16 protein-coding genes are annotated in these 18,396 nt (G+C 71.6%); 5 read left to right on the top strand and 11 right to left on the bottom strand.

Going from position 1 to position 18,396, the window contains the following annotated elements; genetic code table 11:
- Positions 1-494 precede the first annotated feature (494 nt).
- Positions 495-1,529 carry a tryptophan--tRNA ligase gene (trpS, locus tag ACFTZL_RS22535; RefSeq protein WP_382585600.1) on the top strand — a complete coding sequence of 345 codons (1,035 nt, stop codon included), beginning with the start codon at positions 495-497 and terminating at the stop codon, positions 1,527-1,529.
- A 39-nt stretch (positions 1,530-1,568) separates the two neighbouring features.
- On the opposite strand, the gene proC is transcribed toward trpS, so the two are convergent.
- The 6 genes from proC to ACFTZL_RS22505 all read right to left on the bottom strand — a co-directional run bounded on the left by proC (position 1,569) and on the right by ACFTZL_RS22505 (position 6,148).
- Positions 1,569-2,381: a pyrroline-5-carboxylate reductase gene (proC, locus tag ACFTZL_RS22530; protein WP_382585597.1), complete on the bottom strand. Its 813-nt coding sequence runs from the start codon at positions 2,379-2,381 to the stop codon at positions 1,569-1,571.
- Between the two features lie 103 nt (positions 2,382-2,484).
- Entirely contained in the window at positions 2,485-3,294 is an 810-nt protein-coding gene (locus ACFTZL_RS22525) for an ABC transporter permease (protein WP_382585594.1), read from the bottom strand.
- A complete protein-coding gene (locus ACFTZL_RS22520; RefSeq protein ID WP_382585591.1) occupies positions 3,291-4,112 on the bottom strand; it encodes an ABC transporter ATP-binding protein in 822 nt (273 codons plus the stop codon). Before ACFTZL_RS22520 ends, ACFTZL_RS22525 begins: the two co-directional genes overlap by 4 nt.
- Before the next feature lie 43 nt (positions 4,113-4,155).
- On the bottom strand, positions 4,156-4,974 hold the full coding sequence (locus ACFTZL_RS22515) for a class I SAM-dependent methyltransferase (RefSeq protein ID WP_382585588.1): 819 nt from the start codon (positions 4,972-4,974) through the stop codon (positions 4,156-4,158).
- Positions 4,975-5,035: 61 nt separating this feature from the next.
- On the bottom strand, positions 5,036-5,518 hold the full coding sequence (locus tag ACFTZL_RS22510) for an EamA/RhaT family transporter (RefSeq protein ID WP_382585586.1): 483 nt from the start codon (positions 5,516-5,518) through the stop codon (positions 5,036-5,038).
- A 309-nt stretch (positions 5,519-5,827) separates the two neighbouring features.
- A complete protein-coding gene (locus ACFTZL_RS22505) occupies positions 5,828-6,148 on the bottom strand; it encodes an SH3 domain-containing protein (protein WP_382585583.1) in 321 nt (106 codons plus the stop codon).
- Positions 6,149-6,329: 181 nt separating this feature from the next.
- Between ACFTZL_RS22505 and ACFTZL_RS22500 the strand changes: the two genes are divergently transcribed.
- Complete coding sequence (locus ACFTZL_RS22500; protein WP_382585580.1) at positions 6,330-8,438, top strand: PQQ-binding-like beta-propeller repeat protein; 2,109 nt, start codon at positions 6,330-6,332, stop codon at positions 8,436-8,438.
- A 51-nt stretch (positions 8,439-8,489) separates the two neighbouring features.
- Here ACFTZL_RS22500 and ilvD read toward each other — a convergent pair whose 3' ends face one another.
- The 4 genes from ilvD to ACFTZL_RS22480 all read right to left on the bottom strand — a co-directional run bounded on the left by ilvD (position 8,490) and on the right by ACFTZL_RS22480 (position 12,985).
- Entirely contained in the window at positions 8,490-10,343 is a 1,854-nt protein-coding gene (gene ilvD, locus ACFTZL_RS22495; protein ID WP_382585576.1) for a dihydroxy-acid dehydratase, read from the bottom strand.
- 140 nt (positions 10,344-10,483) lie between these two features.
- Complete coding sequence (locus ACFTZL_RS22490; RefSeq protein WP_382585573.1) at positions 10,484-11,134, bottom strand: TetR family transcriptional regulator; 651 nt, start codon at positions 11,132-11,134, stop codon at positions 10,484-10,486.
- Complete coding sequence (locus tag ACFTZL_RS22485; RefSeq protein ID WP_382585570.1) at positions 11,131-11,955, bottom strand: sugar phosphate isomerase/epimerase family protein; 825 nt, start codon at positions 11,953-11,955, stop codon at positions 11,131-11,133. Before ACFTZL_RS22485 ends, ACFTZL_RS22490 begins: the two co-directional genes overlap by 4 nt.
- Before the next feature lie 97 nt (positions 11,956-12,052).
- Positions 12,053-12,985, bottom strand: a complete 933-nt coding sequence (locus ACFTZL_RS22480; RefSeq protein WP_382585567.1) for a Ppx/GppA family phosphatase — start codon at positions 12,983-12,985, stop codon at positions 12,053-12,055.
- 71 nt (positions 12,986-13,056) lie between these two features.
- On the opposite strand from ACFTZL_RS22480, the gene ACFTZL_RS22475 reads away from it, so the two are divergent.
- The gene (locus ACFTZL_RS22475) at positions 13,057-13,857 is read left to right on the top strand and encodes a hypothetical protein (protein WP_382585564.1); all 801 of its coding nucleotides are present in this window, start codon (positions 13,057-13,059) and stop codon (positions 13,855-13,857) included.
- Positions 13,858-13,864: 7 nt separating this feature from the next.
- On the opposite strand, the gene ACFTZL_RS22470 is transcribed toward ACFTZL_RS22475, so the two are convergent.
- Complete coding sequence (locus ACFTZL_RS22470) at positions 13,865-15,559, bottom strand: hypothetical protein (protein ID WP_382585561.1); 1,695 nt, start codon at positions 15,557-15,559, stop codon at positions 13,865-13,867.
- Between the two features lie 196 nt (positions 15,560-15,755).
- Between ACFTZL_RS22470 and radA the strand changes: the two genes are divergently transcribed.
- Both radA and disA read left to right on the top strand, forming a co-directional pair.
- Positions 15,756-17,165 carry a DNA repair protein RadA gene (gene radA / locus ACFTZL_RS22465; protein ID WP_382585558.1) on the top strand — a complete coding sequence of 470 codons (1,410 nt, stop codon included), beginning with the start codon at positions 15,756-15,758 and terminating at the stop codon, positions 17,163-17,165.
- Positions 17,166-17,245: 80 nt separating this feature from the next.
- Positions 17,246-18,370, top strand: coding sequence for a DNA integrity scanning diadenylate cyclase DisA (gene disA, locus ACFTZL_RS22460; RefSeq protein WP_382585555.1), 1,125 nt, complete (start codon positions 17,246-17,248; stop codon positions 18,368-18,370).
- Positions 18,371-18,396 lie beyond the last annotated feature (26 nt).

Genomic DNA, 18,396 nt, shown 5'->3' with positions numbered 1-18,396 from the left:
CCTTTCGGCCCTGATCCCCAGTCAGTGGGGGTTGTCTTTGCGGCTGTTGGGCCGTTCCGACGAGTGAGACTTTAGCGGATTCCCCGGCTCCCGAGCCAATCGGGGGCCGCGTCCTTTCGAACGGGGATTCCTCATTCCGTAAATACGCATACCAATGAAACGACGACAGGAGTACTGCGCGTCGAAGAGTGGTTGGTACTTGCGGAGTGGCTGCCCGGGGACCGACCGGAGTCGGCGCTCACGTCGGGCAACTCGGAGAACACTACGGATCGGGTCTGGGCGTGTCAACTCAGGTACGGGCGGCACTCCCGAGGCGTAGTCTGGGACGCATGACGACGCGTACGTGTACCCAGCTGTGGTGGGCCGCCTGACGGCGGCCGTTCTCACGTATGCATTCAACGGCCGCCGCTTCGGCGGCCGTTCTTGTTTCTCCCTCCGAACCACCGAGGGACGGCCGCCCGGGGCGGCGGTCCCGGCCAGGAGGTGGAGGAGAGATGACACGGGTCTTCAGCGGGGTCAAGCCGACAGGGCATCTGACGCTGGGGAACTATCTGGGAGCCATGCGGCGGTGGGCTGCCGTCGACCAGCACGAGGCCGATGCCTTGTTCTGCGTCGTCGATCTGCACGCGTTGACCGTGGAACATGATCCGGCGCGGGTGCGCCGGCTGAGTCGGCAGGCGGCGACGTTGCTGCTGGCGTCCGGGCTGGATCCGGAGGTCTGCACGGTGTTCGTGCAGAGTCATGTGGACGAGCACGCTCGGCTGTCGTACGTGCTGGAATGCGTGGCCACCGACGGTGAGATGCGGCGGATGATCCAGTACAAGGAGAAGGCCGCGCGGGAGCAGCGGCGGGGTGGGAGTGTGCGGCTGTCGCTGCTGACCTACCCCGTGCTGATGGCGGCGGACATCCTGGCCTACGGGGCCGATGAGGTGCCGGTCGGGGACGACCAGCGGCAGCATGTGGAGCTCGCGCGGGATATCGCCGTGCGGTTCAACCAGCGGTACGGGCATACGTTCGTGGTGCCCAGGGCCACGCGTCCTGAGGTCGCGGCCCGGGTGATGAATCTGCAGGATCCGATGTCGAAGATGGGCAAGAGCGACGACGTCGGGCCGGGGATCGTCTATCTGCTGGACGAGCCGGACGTGGTGCGGAAGAAGGTCATGCGGGCGGTGACCGACAGCGGGCGGGAGGTCGTGTACGACCCGGAGGCCCGGCCGGGGCTCGCCAATCTGCTGGAGATTCTCGCCGCGTGCTCGGGTGGGAGTCCTGAGGAGCTGGCCGGTGCGTATCCGTCGTACGGGGATCTGAAGAAGGACACCGCCGAGGCTGTGGTCGAGGCGCTTCGGCCAATGCAGGAGAGGCACAAGGAGTTGTGTGCGGATCCCGGGTATGTGGAGCGCGTGCTGCGGGACGGGGCGGAGCGGGCGCGGGGGATGGCTCGGCCGACTGTGGATGCCGCCTACAGCGCGATCGGGTTGCTGCCGGCCGTGCCGGAGGTGGCTGAGGCCGGTGCCGTGCTGACGGTGTGATGCGCGACGGGGGCGGGTGATCGGCCCGCCCCCGGGTGCTCAGCTGTTGTTGCCGGAGGCCAGGGCGCGGCTGCGGTCGCGGGCGGCTTCGAGGGCGGCGATGAGGGCGGCTCGTACGCCGTGGCTCTCGAGTTCGCGGATGGCGTTGATCGTCGTGCCGGCGGGGGACGTGACGTTCTCGCGGAGCTTGACCGGGTGCTCGCCGCTGTCGCGGAGCATCGTCGCGGCGCCGATGGCGGACTGGACGATCAGGTCGTGGGCCTTGTCGCGCGGCAGGCCGAGGAGGATGCCGGCGTCGGTCATGGCTTCGACCAGGTAGAAGAAGTAGGCCGGGCCGGAGCCGGAGAGGGCGGTGCAGGCGTCCTGCTGCGACTCCGGGACGCGGAGCGTCTTGCCGACGGCGCCGAAGATCTCCTCGGTGTGGGCGAGGTGGTCGGCGGTGGCGTGGGTGCCGGCGGAGATGACGGACATCGCCTCGTCGACCAGGGCGGGGGTGTTCGTCATGACGCGGACGACCGGGGTGTCGGTGGCGAGGCGCTCCTCGAAGTACGCCGTGGGGATGCCGGCGGCGCCGCTGATGACCAGGCGGTCGGCGGGGACGTGGGGGGCGAGTTCGTCGAGGAGCGTGCCCATGTCCTGCGGTTTGACCGTGAGGATCAGGGTGTCGGCGGTCTTCGCGGCTTCCGGGTTGGTGACCGGGGTGACGCCGTAGCGGGTGCGGAGTTCTTCGGCTCGTTCCGGGCGGCGGGCGGTGACCAGGAGGTCGGCCGGGTTCCAGCCGGCGCGGATCATTCCGCTGAGCAGGGCTTCGCCGATCTTGCCGGTGCCGAGGACTGCGACTTTCTGGGTCATGGCGCGGGGTGCCTCCGAGGGTGCGTCGTCCGGTGTCCATCGTCGCACCGGGGAGGGCGGGGTGGCTCGCGTGTCCGGTGGGCGGGATGTCGGGTGGCCCGGCTCAGGCCGTCCTGCGTCGCATGGTCGCCGCGCCCAGGGCCAGGACCAGGAGGGCGCAGCCCGCCACGATCAGGGCGTCGCGTACGAACGTGGCCGTCATGTCGGTGTGGTGGAGGACCTCGTTCATGCCGTCCACGGCGTACGACATGGGGAGGACGTCGGAGATGGTCTCCAGGACCGGGTGCATGTTGTCGCGCGGGGTGAACAGGCCGCAGAGGAGGAGCTGGGGGAAGATCACCGCCGGCATGAACTGGACCGCCTGGAATTCCGAGGCCGCGAAGGCCGAGACGAAGAGGCCCAGGGCCGTGCCGAGGAGGGCGTCGAGGAGGGCCACCAGGAGCAGGAGCCAGGGGCTGCCGGTGACGTCGAGGCCGAGGAACCAGACCGCGAGGCCCGTGGCCAGGGCGGACTGGATGATCGCGAGGGTGCCGAAGGCGAGGGCGTAGCCGGCGATCAGGTCGCCTTTGCCCAGGGGCATGGCGAGGAGGCGTTCGAGGGTGCCCGAGGTGCGTTCGCGCAGGGTGGCGATGGAGGTCACCAGGAACATCGTGATCAGCGGGAAGATCCCGAGGAGGGACGCGCCGATGCTGTCGAAGGTGCGGGGGTTCGCGTCGAAGACGTAGCGGAGCAGGAGCAGCATCACGCAGGGGATGAGGATCAGGAGCGCGATGGTGCGCGGGTCGTGGGTGAGCTGGCGCAGGACGCGGGTGGTGGTGGCGGTGGTGCGGGCCGCGCTCAGGGCTTTCGGTGAGGTGTTCGGTGGGGTGTTCGGTGGGGTGGGGGTGACGGTTGTGGTGCGGGGGGTCGTCATCGTGTCGTCTCCTTCGGGCGGGCTGCCGCCTTCGCTTCGTCCACCAGGTGCAGGAAGGCCTCCTCGACCGTCTCGGCGCCGGTGGCGGTGCGCAGGGCGTCGGGGGTGTCGTCGGCGAGGAGCTCGCCCTCGCGCATGAGGAGGAGGCGGTGGCAGCGCTCGGCCTCGTCCATGACGTGGGAGGAGACGAGGAGGGTCGCGCCGCGGCTTGCCGCGATGTCGTGGAAGAGGTTCCAGAGGTCGCGGCGCAGGACCGGGTCGAGGCCGACGGTCGGTTCGTCGAGGACCAGGAGTTCGGGGGTGCCGAGGAGGGCGACGGCCAGGGAGACGCGGCTGCGCTGGCCGCCGGAGAGGTTGCCGGCCAGGACGTCGGCGTGGGTGGTGAGGTCGACGTCGGCGGTGGCGCGGGTGACGTTGCCGTGGCGGCGGTCGGCGGCGGATCGGCCGGGGTCGAGGATCGCGGCGAAGTAGTCGAGGTTCTGGCGGACGGTCAGGTCGTCGTAGACCGACGGGGCCTGGGTGACGTAGCCGATGCGGGTGCGCAGGGTGGGGTGGCCGGCGGGGCGGCCGAGGACGTCGAGGGTGCCGGTGACCTTGGCCTGGGTGCCGACGATGGAGCGCATGAGGGTCGACTTGCCGCAGCCGGAGGGGCCGAGCAGGCCGGTGATCTGGCCGCGGGGGACGGTGAAGCCGAGGGCTCGCAGGACCGTGCGGGGGCCGCGGGCGACGGTGAGGTTTTTGGCCTGTACGGCCGGGGTCGCGGTCGTGGGTTCGATGTCGGTGTCGGGGCGTGGTGGGCCGGGAGCATTATTCATCATGTGATGAATAATGCTCCCGGCTGCGGGGTGCGTCAAGCAGGAGTCAGGCCGGGGTCTTCGCGAGCAGGAGGACCACCTCGTAGACCTCCTCGACGGAACCGTCCGGGAAGGCCCTGAGCAGGTGCTCGCGTTCCGCGGCGAGGAAGGACTCGGTGTGTTCCGCGTCGTGGACCAGGAAGACCGAGTGGCTGGCGAGGTTGGCGAGGTGGGTGTCGACCGGGACGCGGCGGCTCCAGCGGACCGTGCGGCGGGTGAAGGCGAGGCGGCCGGTGGGGTCGGCGGCGCGGGCGTTGACGTTCCGCTTCTCGGCGGAGATGTCGATGTCGAAGTGGCGCGCTGTGCGGGCGGCGGCCTCGGCGATCCAGGGCACGTCGAGGGCGTCGGTGTTCCACCAGAGGGCGAGCGCGCCGCCGGGGCGCAGGACGCGGAGGGCCTCCGGGACGGCTCGGGCCGGGTCGGTCCAGTGCCAGGCCTGGGCGTAGGTGACGAAGTCGAGGGAGGCGGTGGCGAGGGGGAGGTCGTCGCCGGTGCCGCGGATGATCGGGATGGCGGGGAGGGTGCGGCGGAATTGCGCCGCCATGCCGTTGCCGGGCTCCACCGCGATGACGTCCGCGCCTCGGGCGTTCAGGAGGGCGGTGGCTATGCCCGTGCCTGCGCCGATGTCTGCGACGCGGGAGCCGGGGAGGGGGTGGCCGGCCAGGTCTTCTATCGCGTCGAAGAGGGCTGGGGGGTAGGAGGGGCGGTTGGCCGCGTATTGGGCTGCTGCGGTGTTGAAGGAGTGGGCTCGGGCGGTTCGGGTGGGGTGGGGTTCCGTGGTGGTGTCGGCTCCGGTGGGGTGGTGGGCGGAGGGAGGTGTGGTCATACGGCCATGGTGGCCGGGGGTGGGGGTGGGGTGCGGTGAGATTTCGGTGAGAGGCGGCCGGTTATCGGCGCTTCTTCGAGGGGTTGCCCGAGCGGCGGGTGGTGCCCTTCTCGTGTCGCTTGCGGGCTGTCTCGTACTCCTCGCGGTGGAGCTTCTCGCCGGGGGCCTCGGTGAGGGAGCGGAAGAAGTACGCGAGGAGTGAGCCGACGAAGCCGATGGTCAGGAGGCCGCGGAGGGATGCCTGGCGGTCGGGGTCGGGGCGTCGGGTGAAGCCGTCCCAGGTGTGGCGGAAGGCCATCGCGCTGCAGATCGCGAACATCACGATCATGAGGAGCGACACGAAGCTGCCGATCGCGGCGATCTGGAGGCCCTGGTAGGCGAGGCGGAGGACCAGGCAGGCTGCGGCCGCGGTGGCCAGTGAGCCGACGGCCACGGCTATGCGGCGGGGGGTGTAGCCGTTGTCGTGGTTCAGCCAGGTCGTGCCGAAGAAGCGGATGGGGTCGGGGCTCGGGCCGGGGGGCGGGGTGCCGTTTTCTGCGCTCACGGGGCGATTATCGCGCTTGGCTGCGGGGGGCCTGCGGCGGCCTGTGCGGCTTTGGGGGGGGGGGCGCGTCGTGCCTGCGCGGTGGTGGTGGGTCGGGGCCGTGTCGGGGGGTGTCCGTCCTCGGAACGGCGCGATGGGGTTGCGTATCGACTGACTGTTCGTTGACGCGCCAACCGCTGCGGGCGGACACCCCCCGACACGGCCCCTTCTCGCCGTGCGCGGGTGCGGCTGCGCGGTGGTTCCGCTCAGTCGCCCCAGCCGCGGGCGGCCCGCAGTGGGGGTGGGCCGCCCGTGGCCGTGTGGTGCGGATCAGGAGCAGCGGGGGCGGATGTAGCCGTCGCTGCCTGTGTTCACGTAGGCGTCCGAGATGTACTGGCCGCTCGCGATGTTGTCCCAGATGGTCGTCGTGCCGTACGGACCCGTGACGCGGGTGCCGGGTGTCTGGCAGTGGATGGCGACCCGGGCGCCTTCCGACAGGGTCCTGACGATCGGGTAGCCGGTGCCGGGGCCGCTGCGGACGTTGAGACGGATGCCGGGTGCGACCGAGTAGTACGTGGCCGCGGCGGCCAGTGTGGTGACCACCGGCATGCCGGTACTGCGCTTCACCTGTTCGACAGGCTCTACAGACATGAAAAACCTCCCCCGTTGACCCCATGGCAGCCATGGGGTCCCGTTGATTCCCCTGAATCACGCCATCAAACACTTGTGCATGATTCGCCAGCGGAGGCTAGCAAGCCGCCTCTGTCCCGAACGAGTCATCGACTAGGCTCCGTGCGTCGCGCGCGCGGACGAACAGCACGGGGGTGGTTCCATGGCGGCGCAGGGAAACGCCGGAGCGGGCCCGGAAGCGGAACTTCCTGAACATGCCGGTCACTACCGGCTCGAGGAGCGTCTGGGTTCGGGCGGCATGGGTGTCGTGCATCTGGCCCGGAGCACCTCCGGGATGAAGGTGGCCGTGAAGGTCGTGCACGCGCAGTTCGCCGAGGACCCCGAGTTCAGAGGGCGTTTCCGGCAGGAGGTGGCTGCGGCCCGGCGGGTGAGCGGGGCCTTCACCGCGCCTGTTGTGGATGCCGATCCCGAGGCCGGGCGGCCCTGGATGGCCACGCTGTTCATCCCGGGTCCGACGCTGGCCCAGGAGGTGAAGCGGAACGGGCCCTTGGCTCCTGCGCAGTTGCGGCGGCTGATGGCCGGGCTCGCTGAGGCGCTGCGCGACATCCATCGGGTCGGGGTCGTGCACCGGGACCTGAAGCCGAGCAATGTCCTGCTCGCCGAGGACGGGCCGAAGGTCATCGACTTCGGCATTTCCCGGCCAAAGGACAGCGAGTTGCGGACCGAGACCGGGAAGCTGATCGGTACGCCGCCGTTCATGGCGCCCGAGCAGTTCCGGCGGCCCAGGGAAGTGGGGCCCGCCGCCGATGTCTTCGCGCTCGGGTCTGTGATGGTGCACGCGGCTACGGGGCGGGGGCCGTTCGACTCCGACAGTCCTTACGTCGTCGCCTACCAGGTGGTGCATGACGAGCCCGAGCTGGACGGCGTACCGGAACAGCTGGCGCCGCTGGTGCTGCGGTGTCTCGCCAAGGAGCCCGAGGACCGGCCCTCGCCCGACGAGTTGATGCGGGAACTGCGGTCGGTGGCCGCCTCGTACGACACGCAGGTGTTCATACCTGCGCAGCGCGTGGAGGAGACGCCGAGTGCGGGTGAGCCGCCGGCCGTCGAGGCCCCGCGTCGGTCCAGGCTGCGCCTCGGCAAGCGTGCCGCTCTCGGGGCCGGTGCCCTGGGGCTGGCCGTCGTCGGCGCGCTGGCGGCGGTGCCTCTCGTCGGGGGTGGTCCCGCTCCGGCGCCCGCGGTCAGCGCACCGCGGACCACGGCTGCCGCCTTCACGGCGTGGGCGGCTGCGCCGTTGTCCAGGACGGGCACTCCGCTGTGTTCCTACGCGGCCGGGAAGTTGCTCTGCGCGCAGACCGGGCTGGTCTTCGCTCTCGATCCCGCCGACGGGCGTCTGCTGTGGAAGTACCCGCTGGAGGGGATCGCCGCCGACGGGCCGCCGAGTGAGGCTCCGGTCGTGTCGGGTGACCTGGTGCTGGGCGGGCTCGGCCACGGGCAGCGGCTGACCGCGCTGGATCCGGACTCGGGGGATGTCGTGCGGCGGCAGGCCATGTCCATGTCGGGCGGGGTGCAGGCGGTGGGCGGGATGGTGCTGCTCACCGCGGCCGACGGCACGGTCACCGGTGTGGACAGTGCCTCCGGGGACGTGAAGTGGAGTCAGCGGATTCCGGGGCAGGACGTGCCGTACTTCGTGTCGTTCCCGGGTGATCCGCTGGCGTACGCGGCGACCGTGTCCGGTGATGGGGCCGGTACGACGGTCACGGCGGTGGACCCGGGCTCGGGCGAGGTGCGGTGGGACGCGCGGCTGGAAGGGGCGTTGGAGCCGATCGGGAGCGAGGACGGGGCGGTCGTGTTCGTCTCGGTCGATGCCGTGCGCGGGGAGGCGCGGGCCTTGGTGCGGTACAGCCCGGAGGGGCGTACGACCGAGCGCGTGCCGTTGCGTATCCCGTTGCAGGGGGTCCAGGGCAGTGTGCGCGGGGACGTCGTTCATCTGATGGCGGAGGGCGGGGGGCTGGTCGCTGTCGATCTGGAGGCGCGCAAGCAGTTGTGGAGCCTGCAGACCGGTGTGGCCCGGGGGTCCATGCCCGTCGCCGACGACCGGCATGTGTACGTCACCACGCCGGACGGCCGGCTGCTCGCGGTCGACGCGCGGCGCGGGAAGCTCGTCGGGCAGACGTCTCCTCGGCTGGCGGCGCAGTCGGACCGGGTTCCGGCGTCGCTGCCCACGCCCCTGCTCGTGGACGACCATGTCTACGCCGGTGCTCCGGACGGCAGCGTCTTCGCCGTGGACGGGCGTGATCCGTCCGCCTGGTAGCGGATACGGGAAAGGGGCCGCCTCCCTGAGACGGCCCCTTCGAGAGAGTGCTCAGCCGAGCTTCGACACGTCCCGGACCGCGCCCTTGTCCGCGCTGGTCGCCATCGCGGCGTAGGCGCGCAGGGCGGCGGAGACCTTGCGGTCGCGGTTCTTCGGGGCGTAGACGCCGTTCAGCGCCTTCTCGCGGCGGGCCAGTTCGGCGTCGTCGACGAGGAGCTCGATGGTGCGGTTCGGGATGTCGATGCGGATGCGGTCGCCGTCCTCGACGAGGGCGATGGTGCCGCCGCCGGCCGCCTCGGGCGAGGCGTGCCCGATGGACAGGCCGGACGTGCCGCCGGAGAAGCGGCCGTCGGTGATCAGGGCACAGGCCTTGCCGAGGCCGCGGCCCTTCAGGTACGAGGTCGGGTAGAGCATCTCCTGCATGCCGGGGCCGCCCTTGGGGCCCTCGTAGCGGATGACGACGACGTCGCCTTCCGTGATCTGTTTCAGCAGGATCTTCTCGACGGCCTCCTCCTGCGACTCGCAGACGACCGCCGGGCCCTCGAAGGTCCAGATCGACTCGTCGACGCCGGCCGTCTTCACCACGCAGCCGTCGACCGCGAGGTTGCCCTTGAGGACCGCGAGGCCGCCGTCCTTGGAGTACGCGTGCTCGACGGAGCGGATGCAGCCGCCCTCCGCGTCCTCGTCGAGGGCCTCCCAGCGCTCGGACTGGGAGAAGGCCTCGGCGGAGCGGACGCAGCCGGGGGCCGCGTGCCACAGCTCGAGGGCCTCGGGGGACGGGGAGCCGCCGCGCACGTCCCAGGTCTTCAGCCAGTCGGCCAGGGTCGGGCTGTGGACCGAGTGCACGTCCTCGTTGAGCAGGCCGCCGCGGTGCAGCTCGCCTAGGAGGGCGGGGATGCCGCCGGCGCGGTGGACGTCCTCCATGTAGTACGTGCGGTTCTTCGCGACGTTCGGGGCGACCTTGGCGAGGCAGGGCACGCGGCGGGAGACCTCGTTGATCTCCTCCAGGCCGAAGGGGACGCCGGCCTCCTGGGCCGCGGCCAGCAGGTGCAGGATCGTGTTGGTCGAGCCGCCCATGGCGATGTCGAGGGCCATCGCGTTCTCGAACGCCGCGATGGTGGCGACGTTGCGCGGCAGGACTGTGTCGTCGTCCTGCTCGTAGTAGCGGCGGGTGATGTCCATGACCGTGTTCGCGGCGTCGACGTAGAGCTGCTTGCGCGCGGTGTGCGTGGCCAGGACCGAGCCGTTGCCCGGGAGGGAGAGGCCGATGGCCTCGGTGAGGCAGTTCATCGAGTTGGCGGTGAACATGCCGGAACACGAGCCGCAGGTCGGACAGGCGTTCTCCTCGATACGGAGGATGTCCTCGTCCGAGATCTTGTCGTTCACGGCGTCGGAGATCGCGTCGACCAGGTCGAGCGTGCGGACCGTGCCGTCGACCAGCGTGGCGCGGCCGGACTCCATCGGGCCGCCGGAGACGAAGACCGTGGGGATGTCGAGGCGGAGAGCCGCGTTCAGCATGCCCGGGGTGATCTTGTCGCAGTTGGAGATGCAGATCAGGGCGTCGGCGCAGTGGGCCTCGACCATGTACTCGACCGAGTCCGCGATGAGGTCCCGGGAGGGGAGGCTGTACAGCATGCCGCCGTGGCCCATGGCGATGCCGTCGTCCACCGCGATGGTGTTGAACTCGCGCGGGATGCCGCCGGCCTCGACGATCGCCTCGCTGACGATCCGGCCGACCGGCTGGAGGTGGGTGTGGCCCGGCACGAACTCGGTGAAGCTGTTGGCGACCGCGATGATCGGCTTGCGGCCGATGTCCGCACCCGGTACACCGGAGGCCCGCATAAGGGCGCGGGCGCCCGCCATGTTCCGGCCGTGGGTGACTGTGCGGGACCTCAGCTCGGGCATCGTCGCTCGCTCCTTCAGAGACGGCGTCAGAGGATTCGGAGATTTCTGACTGCTACGAGCGTACGCCGGTCATCCAGAGGGCGGGACGGCGTGTCCGAAATGCGGGATGACTGTCTCGGTCGACGGCTGTCTTCGGCAGGTCAGGGTCCGGTGAGATGGCCCTGTACGACGGGTGCCAGCCGCGCGATGATCTGCTCCGGGTCCGCCGAGGCCAGGGGTTCGACCTTGATGACGTAGCGCAGCATGGCCGTGCCCACGAGCTGGGCGGCGGCGAGCTCGGCGCGCAGTTCGGCGTCCGGCAGGTCCAGGCGGCCGGCGATGCGGCGCAGCACCTGGGTGGCGACGATCCGGCGGAAGACGGCCGCGGCGGTCTCGTTGGTGACGGCGGAGCGGACGATGGCGAGCAAGGGCGCGCGGGTCGCCGGGTTCTCCCAGATGCCGAAGAAGAAGCGGACCAGGCGCTCCCCCACGCCGTCGAGCGGGCCCTCCTCGATGGCTTTCGGTGCCTCCATGGCGGGGGCGAAGGACTGGGTGATCGCCGCCTCGAAGACCTGCTCCTTCGTCCCGAAGTAGTGGTGCACGAGCGCCGGGTCGACCCCGGCCGCCTTGGCGATGCCGCGCACGGACGTCTTCTCGTAGCCGCGCTCGGAGAACTCCTCGCGGGCGGCGGTCAGGATGCGGTCCCGGGTGTCGGCCGACTCCGCGCGCGGGGGGCGGCCCCGGCGGCGGGCGGTGGTGCCGGTTCCTGTGCCGGTTCCGGCCGGGGGCCCGTCCGAGGGCCGGTCGTTCATCGTCGCGGCACCTTCACCGCCGAGGCCAGGTGCAGGCGCGTGAAGGCCAGCGCCTCCGCCAGGTCGGCCTCCCGCTCCGCGCTCGACATGGCGCGGCGGGTGTTGACCTCGATGACGACGTGCCCGTCGAAGCCGGTCAGGGCGAGCCGCTCCAGCACCTCGGCGCAGGGCTGGGTGCCTCGGCCGGGCACCAGGTGCTCGTCCTTGGCCGATCCCCTGCCGTCGGCGAGGTGGACGTGGCCGAGGCGGTCCCCCATGCGGTCGACCATGTCCAGGGCGTCGGAGCGGGCCGTCGCCGTGTGGCTGAGGTCGATCGTGAAGTGCCGGTAGTCGTCCTTCGTCACGTCCCAGTCGGGGGCGTACGCGAGCATCTCGCGGTCGCGGTAGCGCCAGGGGTACATGTTCTCCACGGCGAACCGCACGTCCGTCTCGTTCGCCATGCGCCAGATGCCGGCGACGAAGTCCCTGGCGTACTGGCGCTGCCAGCGGAAGGGCGGGTGCACGACGACGGCGCTCGCGTCGAGCTTCTCGGCCGCCGCGCGAGCCCGCTGGAGCTTGGTCCAGGGGTCGGTGGACCAGACGCGCTGCGTGATGAGCAGGCAGGGGGCGTGCACGGCCAGGACGGGGATCTGGTGGTAGTCGCTGAGTCTGCGCAGGGCCTCGATGTCCTGGCTCACGGGGTCCGTCCAGACCATGACCTCGACTCCGTCGTAGCCGAGGCGTGCGGCGATCTCGAAGGCCGTGGCCGTCGACTCCGGGTAGACCGAGGCCGTCGACAGGGCGACCTTCGCGTCCGGGATCTTCACGGCTGGCTCTGCCATGCAGGACAGATTACGGGGTGTGGTCGGGGCGGGGCGGGGGGCCTCTTCGCCGTTGTGGTGTTTGCCACGGCGGGGGTGCATGTCCTTCCCAGTTCTCTTACACGGACTCCATGTGGTCCAGGCGCCGCAGGATCACGCCCTCGCGCAGCGCCCACGGGCAGATTTCCACCCGCTCGACGCCGAACAGGTCCAGCGCGCCCTCGGCGACCAGGGCGCCGGCCAGGAGCTGGTTCGCCCGGCCCTCCGAGACGCCCGGCAGCTCGGCCCGTTCCGCCTCCGTCATGCCGGCCAGCCTCGGGACCCAGGCCTCCAGGGACTCCCGCTTGAGTTCGCGCTGGACGTAGGGGCCCTCGGCGGAGCGGGCGGCGCCGGCGATGCGGGCCAGTTGCTTGAAGGTCTTGGACGTGGCCACGACGTGGTCGGGGGAACCGATGCGGCTGAACTCGCCGACCGTGCGGGCGATCTCGGTGCGCACATGGCGGCGCAGGGCGCGGACGTCGTCCTGGGAGGGCGGGTCCCCGGGCAGCCAGCCGGAGGTGAGGCGGCCGGCGCCCAGCGGCAGCGAGACGGCCGCGTCGGGCTCCTCGTCGATGCCGTAGGCGATCTCGAGGGAACCGCCGCCGATGTCCAGGACCAGCAGTTTTCCGGCCGACCAGCCGAACCAGCGGCGGGCGGCGAGGAACGTGAGGCGGGCCTCCTCCGCGCCGGTGAGGACCTGGAGCTCGACGCCGGTCTCGGCGCGCACGCGCGCGAGGACGTCATCGGCGTTGCGGGCCTCGCGTACGGCGGAGGTGGCGAACGGCAGCAGATCCTCGACGCCCTTGTCCTCGGCGGCCTGGAGCGCCTCCTGGACGACCGAGACCAGTTGGTCGACGCCGTGCGGGCCGATCGCGCCGTCGTCGTCGAGGAGCTGGGCGAGGCGCAGTTCCGCCTTGTGCGAGTGCGCGGGCAACGGGCACGCGCCGGGATGCGCGTCCACCACGAGCAGATGCACCGTGTTCGATCCCACGTCGAGGACACCGAGTCTCATGTACGGAACGCTACTGCCAGCCGTGCCGTCCGCCGTCCTCGGTGTGGGTACAAGGCCCGTACCCTGGACATGTGCCAAAGACGAAAAAGGCGAAACGCGACAAATCATCGGGTGCCGCGGTGTCCGACGAAAAGGGCCTCGACTTCGCCCGCGCGTGGGTGGAGTTTCCTGATCCGGCGGACGACGAGCAGGTCTTCCGCTGCGATCTGACATGGCTGACCTCTCGCTGGAACTGCATCTTCGGCAGCGGCTGCCAGGGCATCCAGGCCGGCCGCGCGGACGACGGGTGCTGCACGCTGGGTGCCCACTTCTCCGACGAGGACGACGAGAAGCGGGTCGCCGGGCATGTGGCGAGGCTCACGCCGGACATCTGGCAGAACCACGCCGAGGGCACGAGCAGCGGCTGGGTCTCCGAGGACGAGGACGGCGACCGGCAGACGCGCCCCTTCCAGGGGTCGTGCATCTTCCAGAACCGGCCCGGCTTCCCGGGCGGCGCGGGCTGCTCGCTGCACATCCTCGCCCTGAAGGAGGGCCGCGAGCCGCTGGAGACCAAGCCGGACGTGTGCTGGCAACTGCCGGTGCGGCGGACGTACGAGTGGATCGACCGGCCCGACGACACGCGGGTGCTGCAGGTGTCGATCGGTGAGTACGACCGCCGCGGCTGGGGTCCGGGCGGCCACGACCTGCACTGGTGGTGCACATCGGCGACCTCGGCGCACGGCGCGGGCGACCCGGTGTACGTCTCCTACCGGCCGGAGCTGATCGAGCTGATGGGCAAGGCCGGCTACGACCGGCTGGTCGAGCTGTGCGAGGAGCGGCTGGCCTCGCAGCTTCCGTTGCTGGCACCGCATCCGGCGGATCCGGTGGGCTGACCTGCGTCTATGCCGTGGCCGGGCTCGGGTCGTCGCCCTCCGAGGGCGGGGGCCCCGAGTCCGTCGGGTCCGGGGCCGTCGGCGTGGGGTCCGGGTCGGGTGACGGGGGCGGGGTGGTCGGCGTCGGGTCGGGGTCCGGCGCCGAGGTCGTGGGCGTCGGGTCGGGCCGGGTCGGGGGCGGGCTGCTGGGGCGGGGGTCCGGGCCGGGGCCGGGATCGGACGGGGTCGGCGCGGTGCCGAAGCCCGCGATGTGGACGACGGCGCCGACGGGTGCGACCGCCACCTGCGCGTGCCAGGGGCCGGACGGCTCACGCAGATGGTCGACGTACACCTTGATCGTCAACGACTCGCCGGGCCGGAGCGTTCCCGAGGACTGGCTGAGGTAGAGCCAGTCGGCTCCCGTGGAGGCGGACCAGCGGACCGGGGCCGAGCCCGTGGCGGCGAGGGTGATCAGGGTGGTGTCGCCCGTGTTGTCCGCCGTGACGTCCAGCGCGCTCTCGCGGCCGGCGGCGGCGACGCCGATGACCTCCACGGACACGTCGGCCTTGCCGTTCTTGCCGAAGCGGGGGCCGGGTCTGGTGCTCGCGTTGCCGGTGTTCTCGTAGCCGCCGCCCGCCATCTCCCCGTCCAGGCCGAGCGGGTCGTCCACCTCGAGCGCGGAGGCGGAGCGGCCGTCCTGGCCCTCGCCCACGGGGGTGCCCCGGTAGGCGGCCCACAGGGCGAGCACGGGGGCGGCCACGACGGTGGCGACGACGGTGGTGGTGACGGCACGCGCGCGGAGACGGTCCCTTCGGGCGGCGCGGTCCTTGGGGTCCATCGGGTAGCCGCGCCGGTCGAAGCGCGGTGCGGCGCCCCGTGCGCGTGGCTGGTGGGCCATGGCGACGTGCAAGGCCGCGAGGGGCGCGGGCAGGACGGGCAGCGCGGCGGGTGTGACGCTGGTGCCGGGCCAGCGGCCGGGGATGGCGCGCTCGGCGGTGCGGCGGCAGCGCGGGCAGTCGTCGACGTGCCGGACGAGTTCGCGGCGCAGGGCCGTGCCGAGCACGAGCCGGTCGTCGCCGACGAGGTGGGCGACGCTCGGACACGCCCCGGTCTCGACCACGGCGAGGGCCGCACGCGTGCGTTCGACCTCGCAGGCGGCGGACGCGAGCAGATCGCGGGTGGCGGCGAGGTCCATGCCGAGGACGGCGGCGACCTCGTGGGCGGCGAGGTGGTGGCGCACGGCCAGTTCGAGCGCCTCCCGCTGCTCCGGGGTGGTGCCGGCGGCCTCCGGCCAGGCCAGCAGGGCCAGTTCGCCGCGACGCCGCTCCTGGACCTCCTCGGAGAGGGCCGGGGCCGGGGGGTCGGCGGGCCGCGTGCGGCCCGCCGCGTGGCTGCTCGTACGTTTCTGCTTGGCCTCGGCCAGCCCCCGCAGGCACGCCCAGCGGGCCAGCGCGTACAGCCAGGCCCTGCGGTCCGCGGGCGCCGCGGGGACGTGCCGGCCGCGGCGTTCGGCGAGCGCGAGGACGTCGCCCAGGGCGGCGGTCGCGGCGTCGTGGTCGCACAGCACGGACAGGCAGTAGGTGAACAGGCCGTCCAGGTAGGGCTCGTAGCGCGCGGGCGGCCGCTGCACCAGCGTGCGCGCCGCACCGCGGTCACGCGCTTCCCGGTGCGCCCGGTGGGCGCCGGCCGAGCGGGTCGAGATCTCCGGCGTACTGCTCGTCATTCGGCGACCGTAGGGGGCCGGGAGTGTTACCTTCCGGCGGCTTGAGCACATTTAATCCGTACGGGTGAAACGATCCCTCAATAGGGGACAGGAACCAGTTGTTCCGCCGCTGGCGCGGGGTGGCGGGGCCCTGGCGCGCAGCCGGCCGCGCCCTCCGGTCCCCACGGTGTCAGTGCCTGCGGCTACGGTTTCGCCCATGGCTGCCCGTACGAAGACCACCAAGGACCGCCCGTCCTACCGCTGCACGGAGTGCGGGTGGCAGACGGCGAAGTGGCTCGGCCGCTGCCCCGAGTGCCAGGCCTGGGGGACGGTCGAGGAGTACGGCACGCCCGCGGTCCGTACGACGACACCGGGCAGGGTCACCACCTCCGCCGTGCCCATCGGCCAGGTGGACGTCCGCCGGGCGACGGCCCGCTCCACCGGCGTGCCCGAGCTGGACCGCGTGCTCGGCGGCGGACTGGTCCCCGGCGCGGTGGTGCTGGTCGCGGGCGAGCCGGGCGTCGGCAAGTCGACGCTCCTGCTCGACGTGGCGGCCAAGTCGGCGAGCGACGAGCACCGCACCCTGTACGTCACGGGCGAGGAGTCGGCGAGCCAGGTCCGGCTGCGCGCCGACCGCATCAAGGCCATCGACGACCATCTGTACCTGGCCGCCGAGACGGATCTGGCGGCGGTGCTGGGCCACTTGGACGCGGTGAAGCCGTCGCTGCTGATCCTGGACTCGGTGCAGACGGTGGCCTCTCCGGAGATCGACGGCGCGCCCGGCGGCATGGCCCAGGTGCGGGAGGTCGCGGGCGCCCTGATCCGGGCGTCGAAGGAACGCGGCATGTCCACCCTGCTCGTGGGCCATGTCACCAAGGACGGCGCCATCGCCGGCCCGCGCCTGCTGGAACACCTCGTGGACGTGGTCCTGCACTTCGAGGGCGACCGGCACGCCCGCCTCCGCCTGGTGCGAGGCGTCAAGAACCGCTACGGCACCACCGACGAGGTCGGCTGCTTCGAACTGCACGACGAGGGCATCACGGGCCTCGCGGACCCCAGTGGACTTTTCCTGACGCGTCGGGCCGAACCGGTCCCGGGCACCTGCCTGACCGTCACCCTGGAGGGCCGCCGCCCGCTGGTCGCCGAGGTCCAGGCGCTCACGGTCGACTCGCAGATCCCCTCCCCGCGCCGCACCACCTCGGGCCTGGAGACCTCCCGGGTCTCGATGATGCTGGCGGTGCTGGAACAGCGCGGCCGGATCAGCGCCTTGGGCAAGCGGGACATCTACTCCGCGACGGTCGGCGGCGTGAAGCTCTCGGAGCCCGCGGCGGACCTCGCCGTCGCCCTCGCCCTGGCGAGCGCGGCGAGTGACACACCTCTCCCCAAGAACCTGGTCGCTATCGGGGAAGTCGGCCTCGCGGGCGAGGTGAGACGGGTCACGGGTGTGCAGCGCAGGCTGGCGGAAGCCCACCGTCTGGGCTTCACACACGCCCTGGTACCGGGCGACCCGGGCAAGATCCCCGCGGGTATGAAGGTTCTGGAAGTCTCGGACATAGGGGACGCGCTGCGGGTCCTTCCCCGCTCCCGTCGCAGAGAGGCCCCACAGGACGAGGAGGGTCGCCGGTAGACTTTGCCCAGGTCTCGCCCGTCCGTGCGAACCAAGTGTGCGACACGGGGCGCCCCAGAACCTGCGACCGGAGGAGTGCAGTGGCAGCCAACGACCGGGCAGCAGCTCCCGGAAAATCCGGTGGGAGTGCCGGTACCGATGGCCTGATGCGCGCTTCACTGAGCGCCGTGGCACCGGGAACCGCCCTGCGTGACGGCCTGGAGCGCGTGCTCCGGGGCAACACCGGCGGTCTCATCGTGCTGGGCTCCGACAAGACGGTCGAGACGCTGTGCAGCGGCGGTTTCGTGCTGGACGTCGAGTTCACCGCGACCCGTCTGCGTGAGCTGTGCAAGCTGGACGGCGGCATCGTGCTGTCCTCGGACCTGTCGAAGATCCTGCGCGCGGGCGTGCAGCTCGTCCCGGACCCGACGATCCCCACGGAGGAGACCGGCACCCGGCACCGCACCGCGGACCGCGTCAGCAGGCAGGTCGGCTTCCCGGTGGTCTCGGTGTCCCAGTCGATGCGGCTGATCGCCCTGTACGTCGACGGCCAGCGCCGTGTCCTGGAGGACTCGGCGGCGATCCTGTCCCGCGCCAACCAGGCCCTCGCCACCCTGGAGCGCTACAAGCTCCGCCTCGACGAGGTCGCGGGCACGCTGTCGGCGCTGGAGATCGAGGACCTGGTGACCGTCCGGGACGTCTCGGCGGTCGCCCAGCGCCTGGAGATGGTGCGCCGCATCGCCACGGAGATCGCCGAGTACGTGGTGGAGCTGGGCACGGACGGGCGCCTGCTGGCCCTCCAGCTAGACGAGCTGATCGCCGGTGTGGAGCCCGAGCGCGAGCTGGTCGTCCGGGACTACGTCCCCGAGCCGACGGCCAAGCGGTCCCGCACGGTCGACGAGGCCCTGGCCGAGCTCGACGCCCTCACCCACGCCGAGCTGCTCGAACTGCCCATCGTGGCCCGGGCGCTGGGTTACACGGGCTCGCCCGAGACGCTGGACTCGGCGGTGTCCCCGCGCGGCTTCCGCCTCCTCGCCAAGGTGCCCCGGCTCCCCGGCGCGATCATCGACCGTCTGGTGGAGCACTTCGGCGGCCTGCAGAAGCTGCTCGCCGCGAGCGTCGACGACCTCCAGACGGTGGACGGCGTGGGTGAGGCCCGGGCGCGCAGCGTGCGGGAGGGCCTGTCGCGGCTGGCGGAGTCGTCGATCCTGGAGCGGTACGTCTAGCCTTCGGCACACGCTGATGCGTGAGG

Origin of the sequence: Streptomyces sp. NPDC056948, assembly GCF_042674225.1 — a bacterium.
GTDB classification, from domain to species: Bacteria; Actinomycetota; Actinomycetes; order Streptomycetales; family Streptomycetaceae; genus Streptomyces; species Streptomyces purpurascens.
Note: the sequence above shows the minus strand (reverse complement) of the source record. Positions and strands in the feature narration are given on the sequence as shown.

What these genes read in the sequence shown, in the direction of transcription:
- trpS (WP_382585600.1), top strand. Translation starts at nt 495, where the DNA reads ATGACACGGGTCTTCAGCGGGGTCAAGCCGACAGGGCATCTGACGCTG.
- proC (WP_382585597.1), bottom strand. Translation starts at nt 2,381, where the DNA reads ATGACCCAGAAAGTCGCAGTCCTCGGCACCGGCAAGATCGGCGAAGCC.
- ACFTZL_RS22525 (WP_382585594.1), bottom strand. Translation starts at nt 3,294, where the DNA reads ATGACGACCCCCCGCACCACAACCGTCACCCCCACCCCACCGAACACC.
- ACFTZL_RS22520 (WP_382585591.1), bottom strand. Translation starts at nt 4,112, where the DNA reads ATGATGAATAATGCTCCCGGCCCACCACGCCCCGACACCGACATCGAA.
- ACFTZL_RS22515 (WP_382585588.1), bottom strand. Translation starts at nt 4,974, where the DNA reads ATGACCACACCTCCCTCCGCCCACCACCCCACCGGAGCCGACACCACC.
- ACFTZL_RS22505 (WP_382585583.1), bottom strand. Translation starts at nt 6,148, where the DNA reads ATGTCTGTAGAGCCTGTCGAACAGGTGAAGCGCAGTACCGGCATGCCG.
- ACFTZL_RS22500 (WP_382585580.1), top strand. Translation starts at nt 6,330, where the DNA reads ATGGCGGCGCAGGGAAACGCCGGAGCGGGCCCGGAAGCGGAACTTCCT.
- ilvD (WP_382585576.1), bottom strand. Translation starts at nt 10,343, where the DNA reads ATGCCCGAGCTGAGGTCCCGCACAGTCACCCACGGCCGGAACATGGCG.
- ACFTZL_RS22490 (WP_382585573.1), bottom strand. Translation starts at nt 11,134, where the DNA reads ATGAACGACCGGCCCTCGGACGGGCCCCCGGCCGGAACCGGCACAGGA.
- ACFTZL_RS22485 (WP_382585570.1), bottom strand. Translation starts at nt 11,955, where the DNA reads ATGGCAGAGCCAGCCGTGAAGATCCCGGACGCGAAGGTCGCCCTGTCG.
- ACFTZL_RS22480 (WP_382585567.1), bottom strand. Translation starts at nt 12,985, where the DNA reads ATGAGACTCGGTGTCCTCGACGTGGGATCGAACACGGTGCATCTGCTC.
- ACFTZL_RS22470 (WP_382585561.1), bottom strand. Translation starts at nt 15,559, where the DNA reads ATGACGAGCAGTACGCCGGAGATCTCGACCCGCTCGGCCGGCGCCCAC.
- radA (WP_382585558.1), top strand. Translation starts at nt 15,756, where the DNA reads ATGGCTGCCCGTACGAAGACCACCAAGGACCGCCCGTCCTACCGCTGC.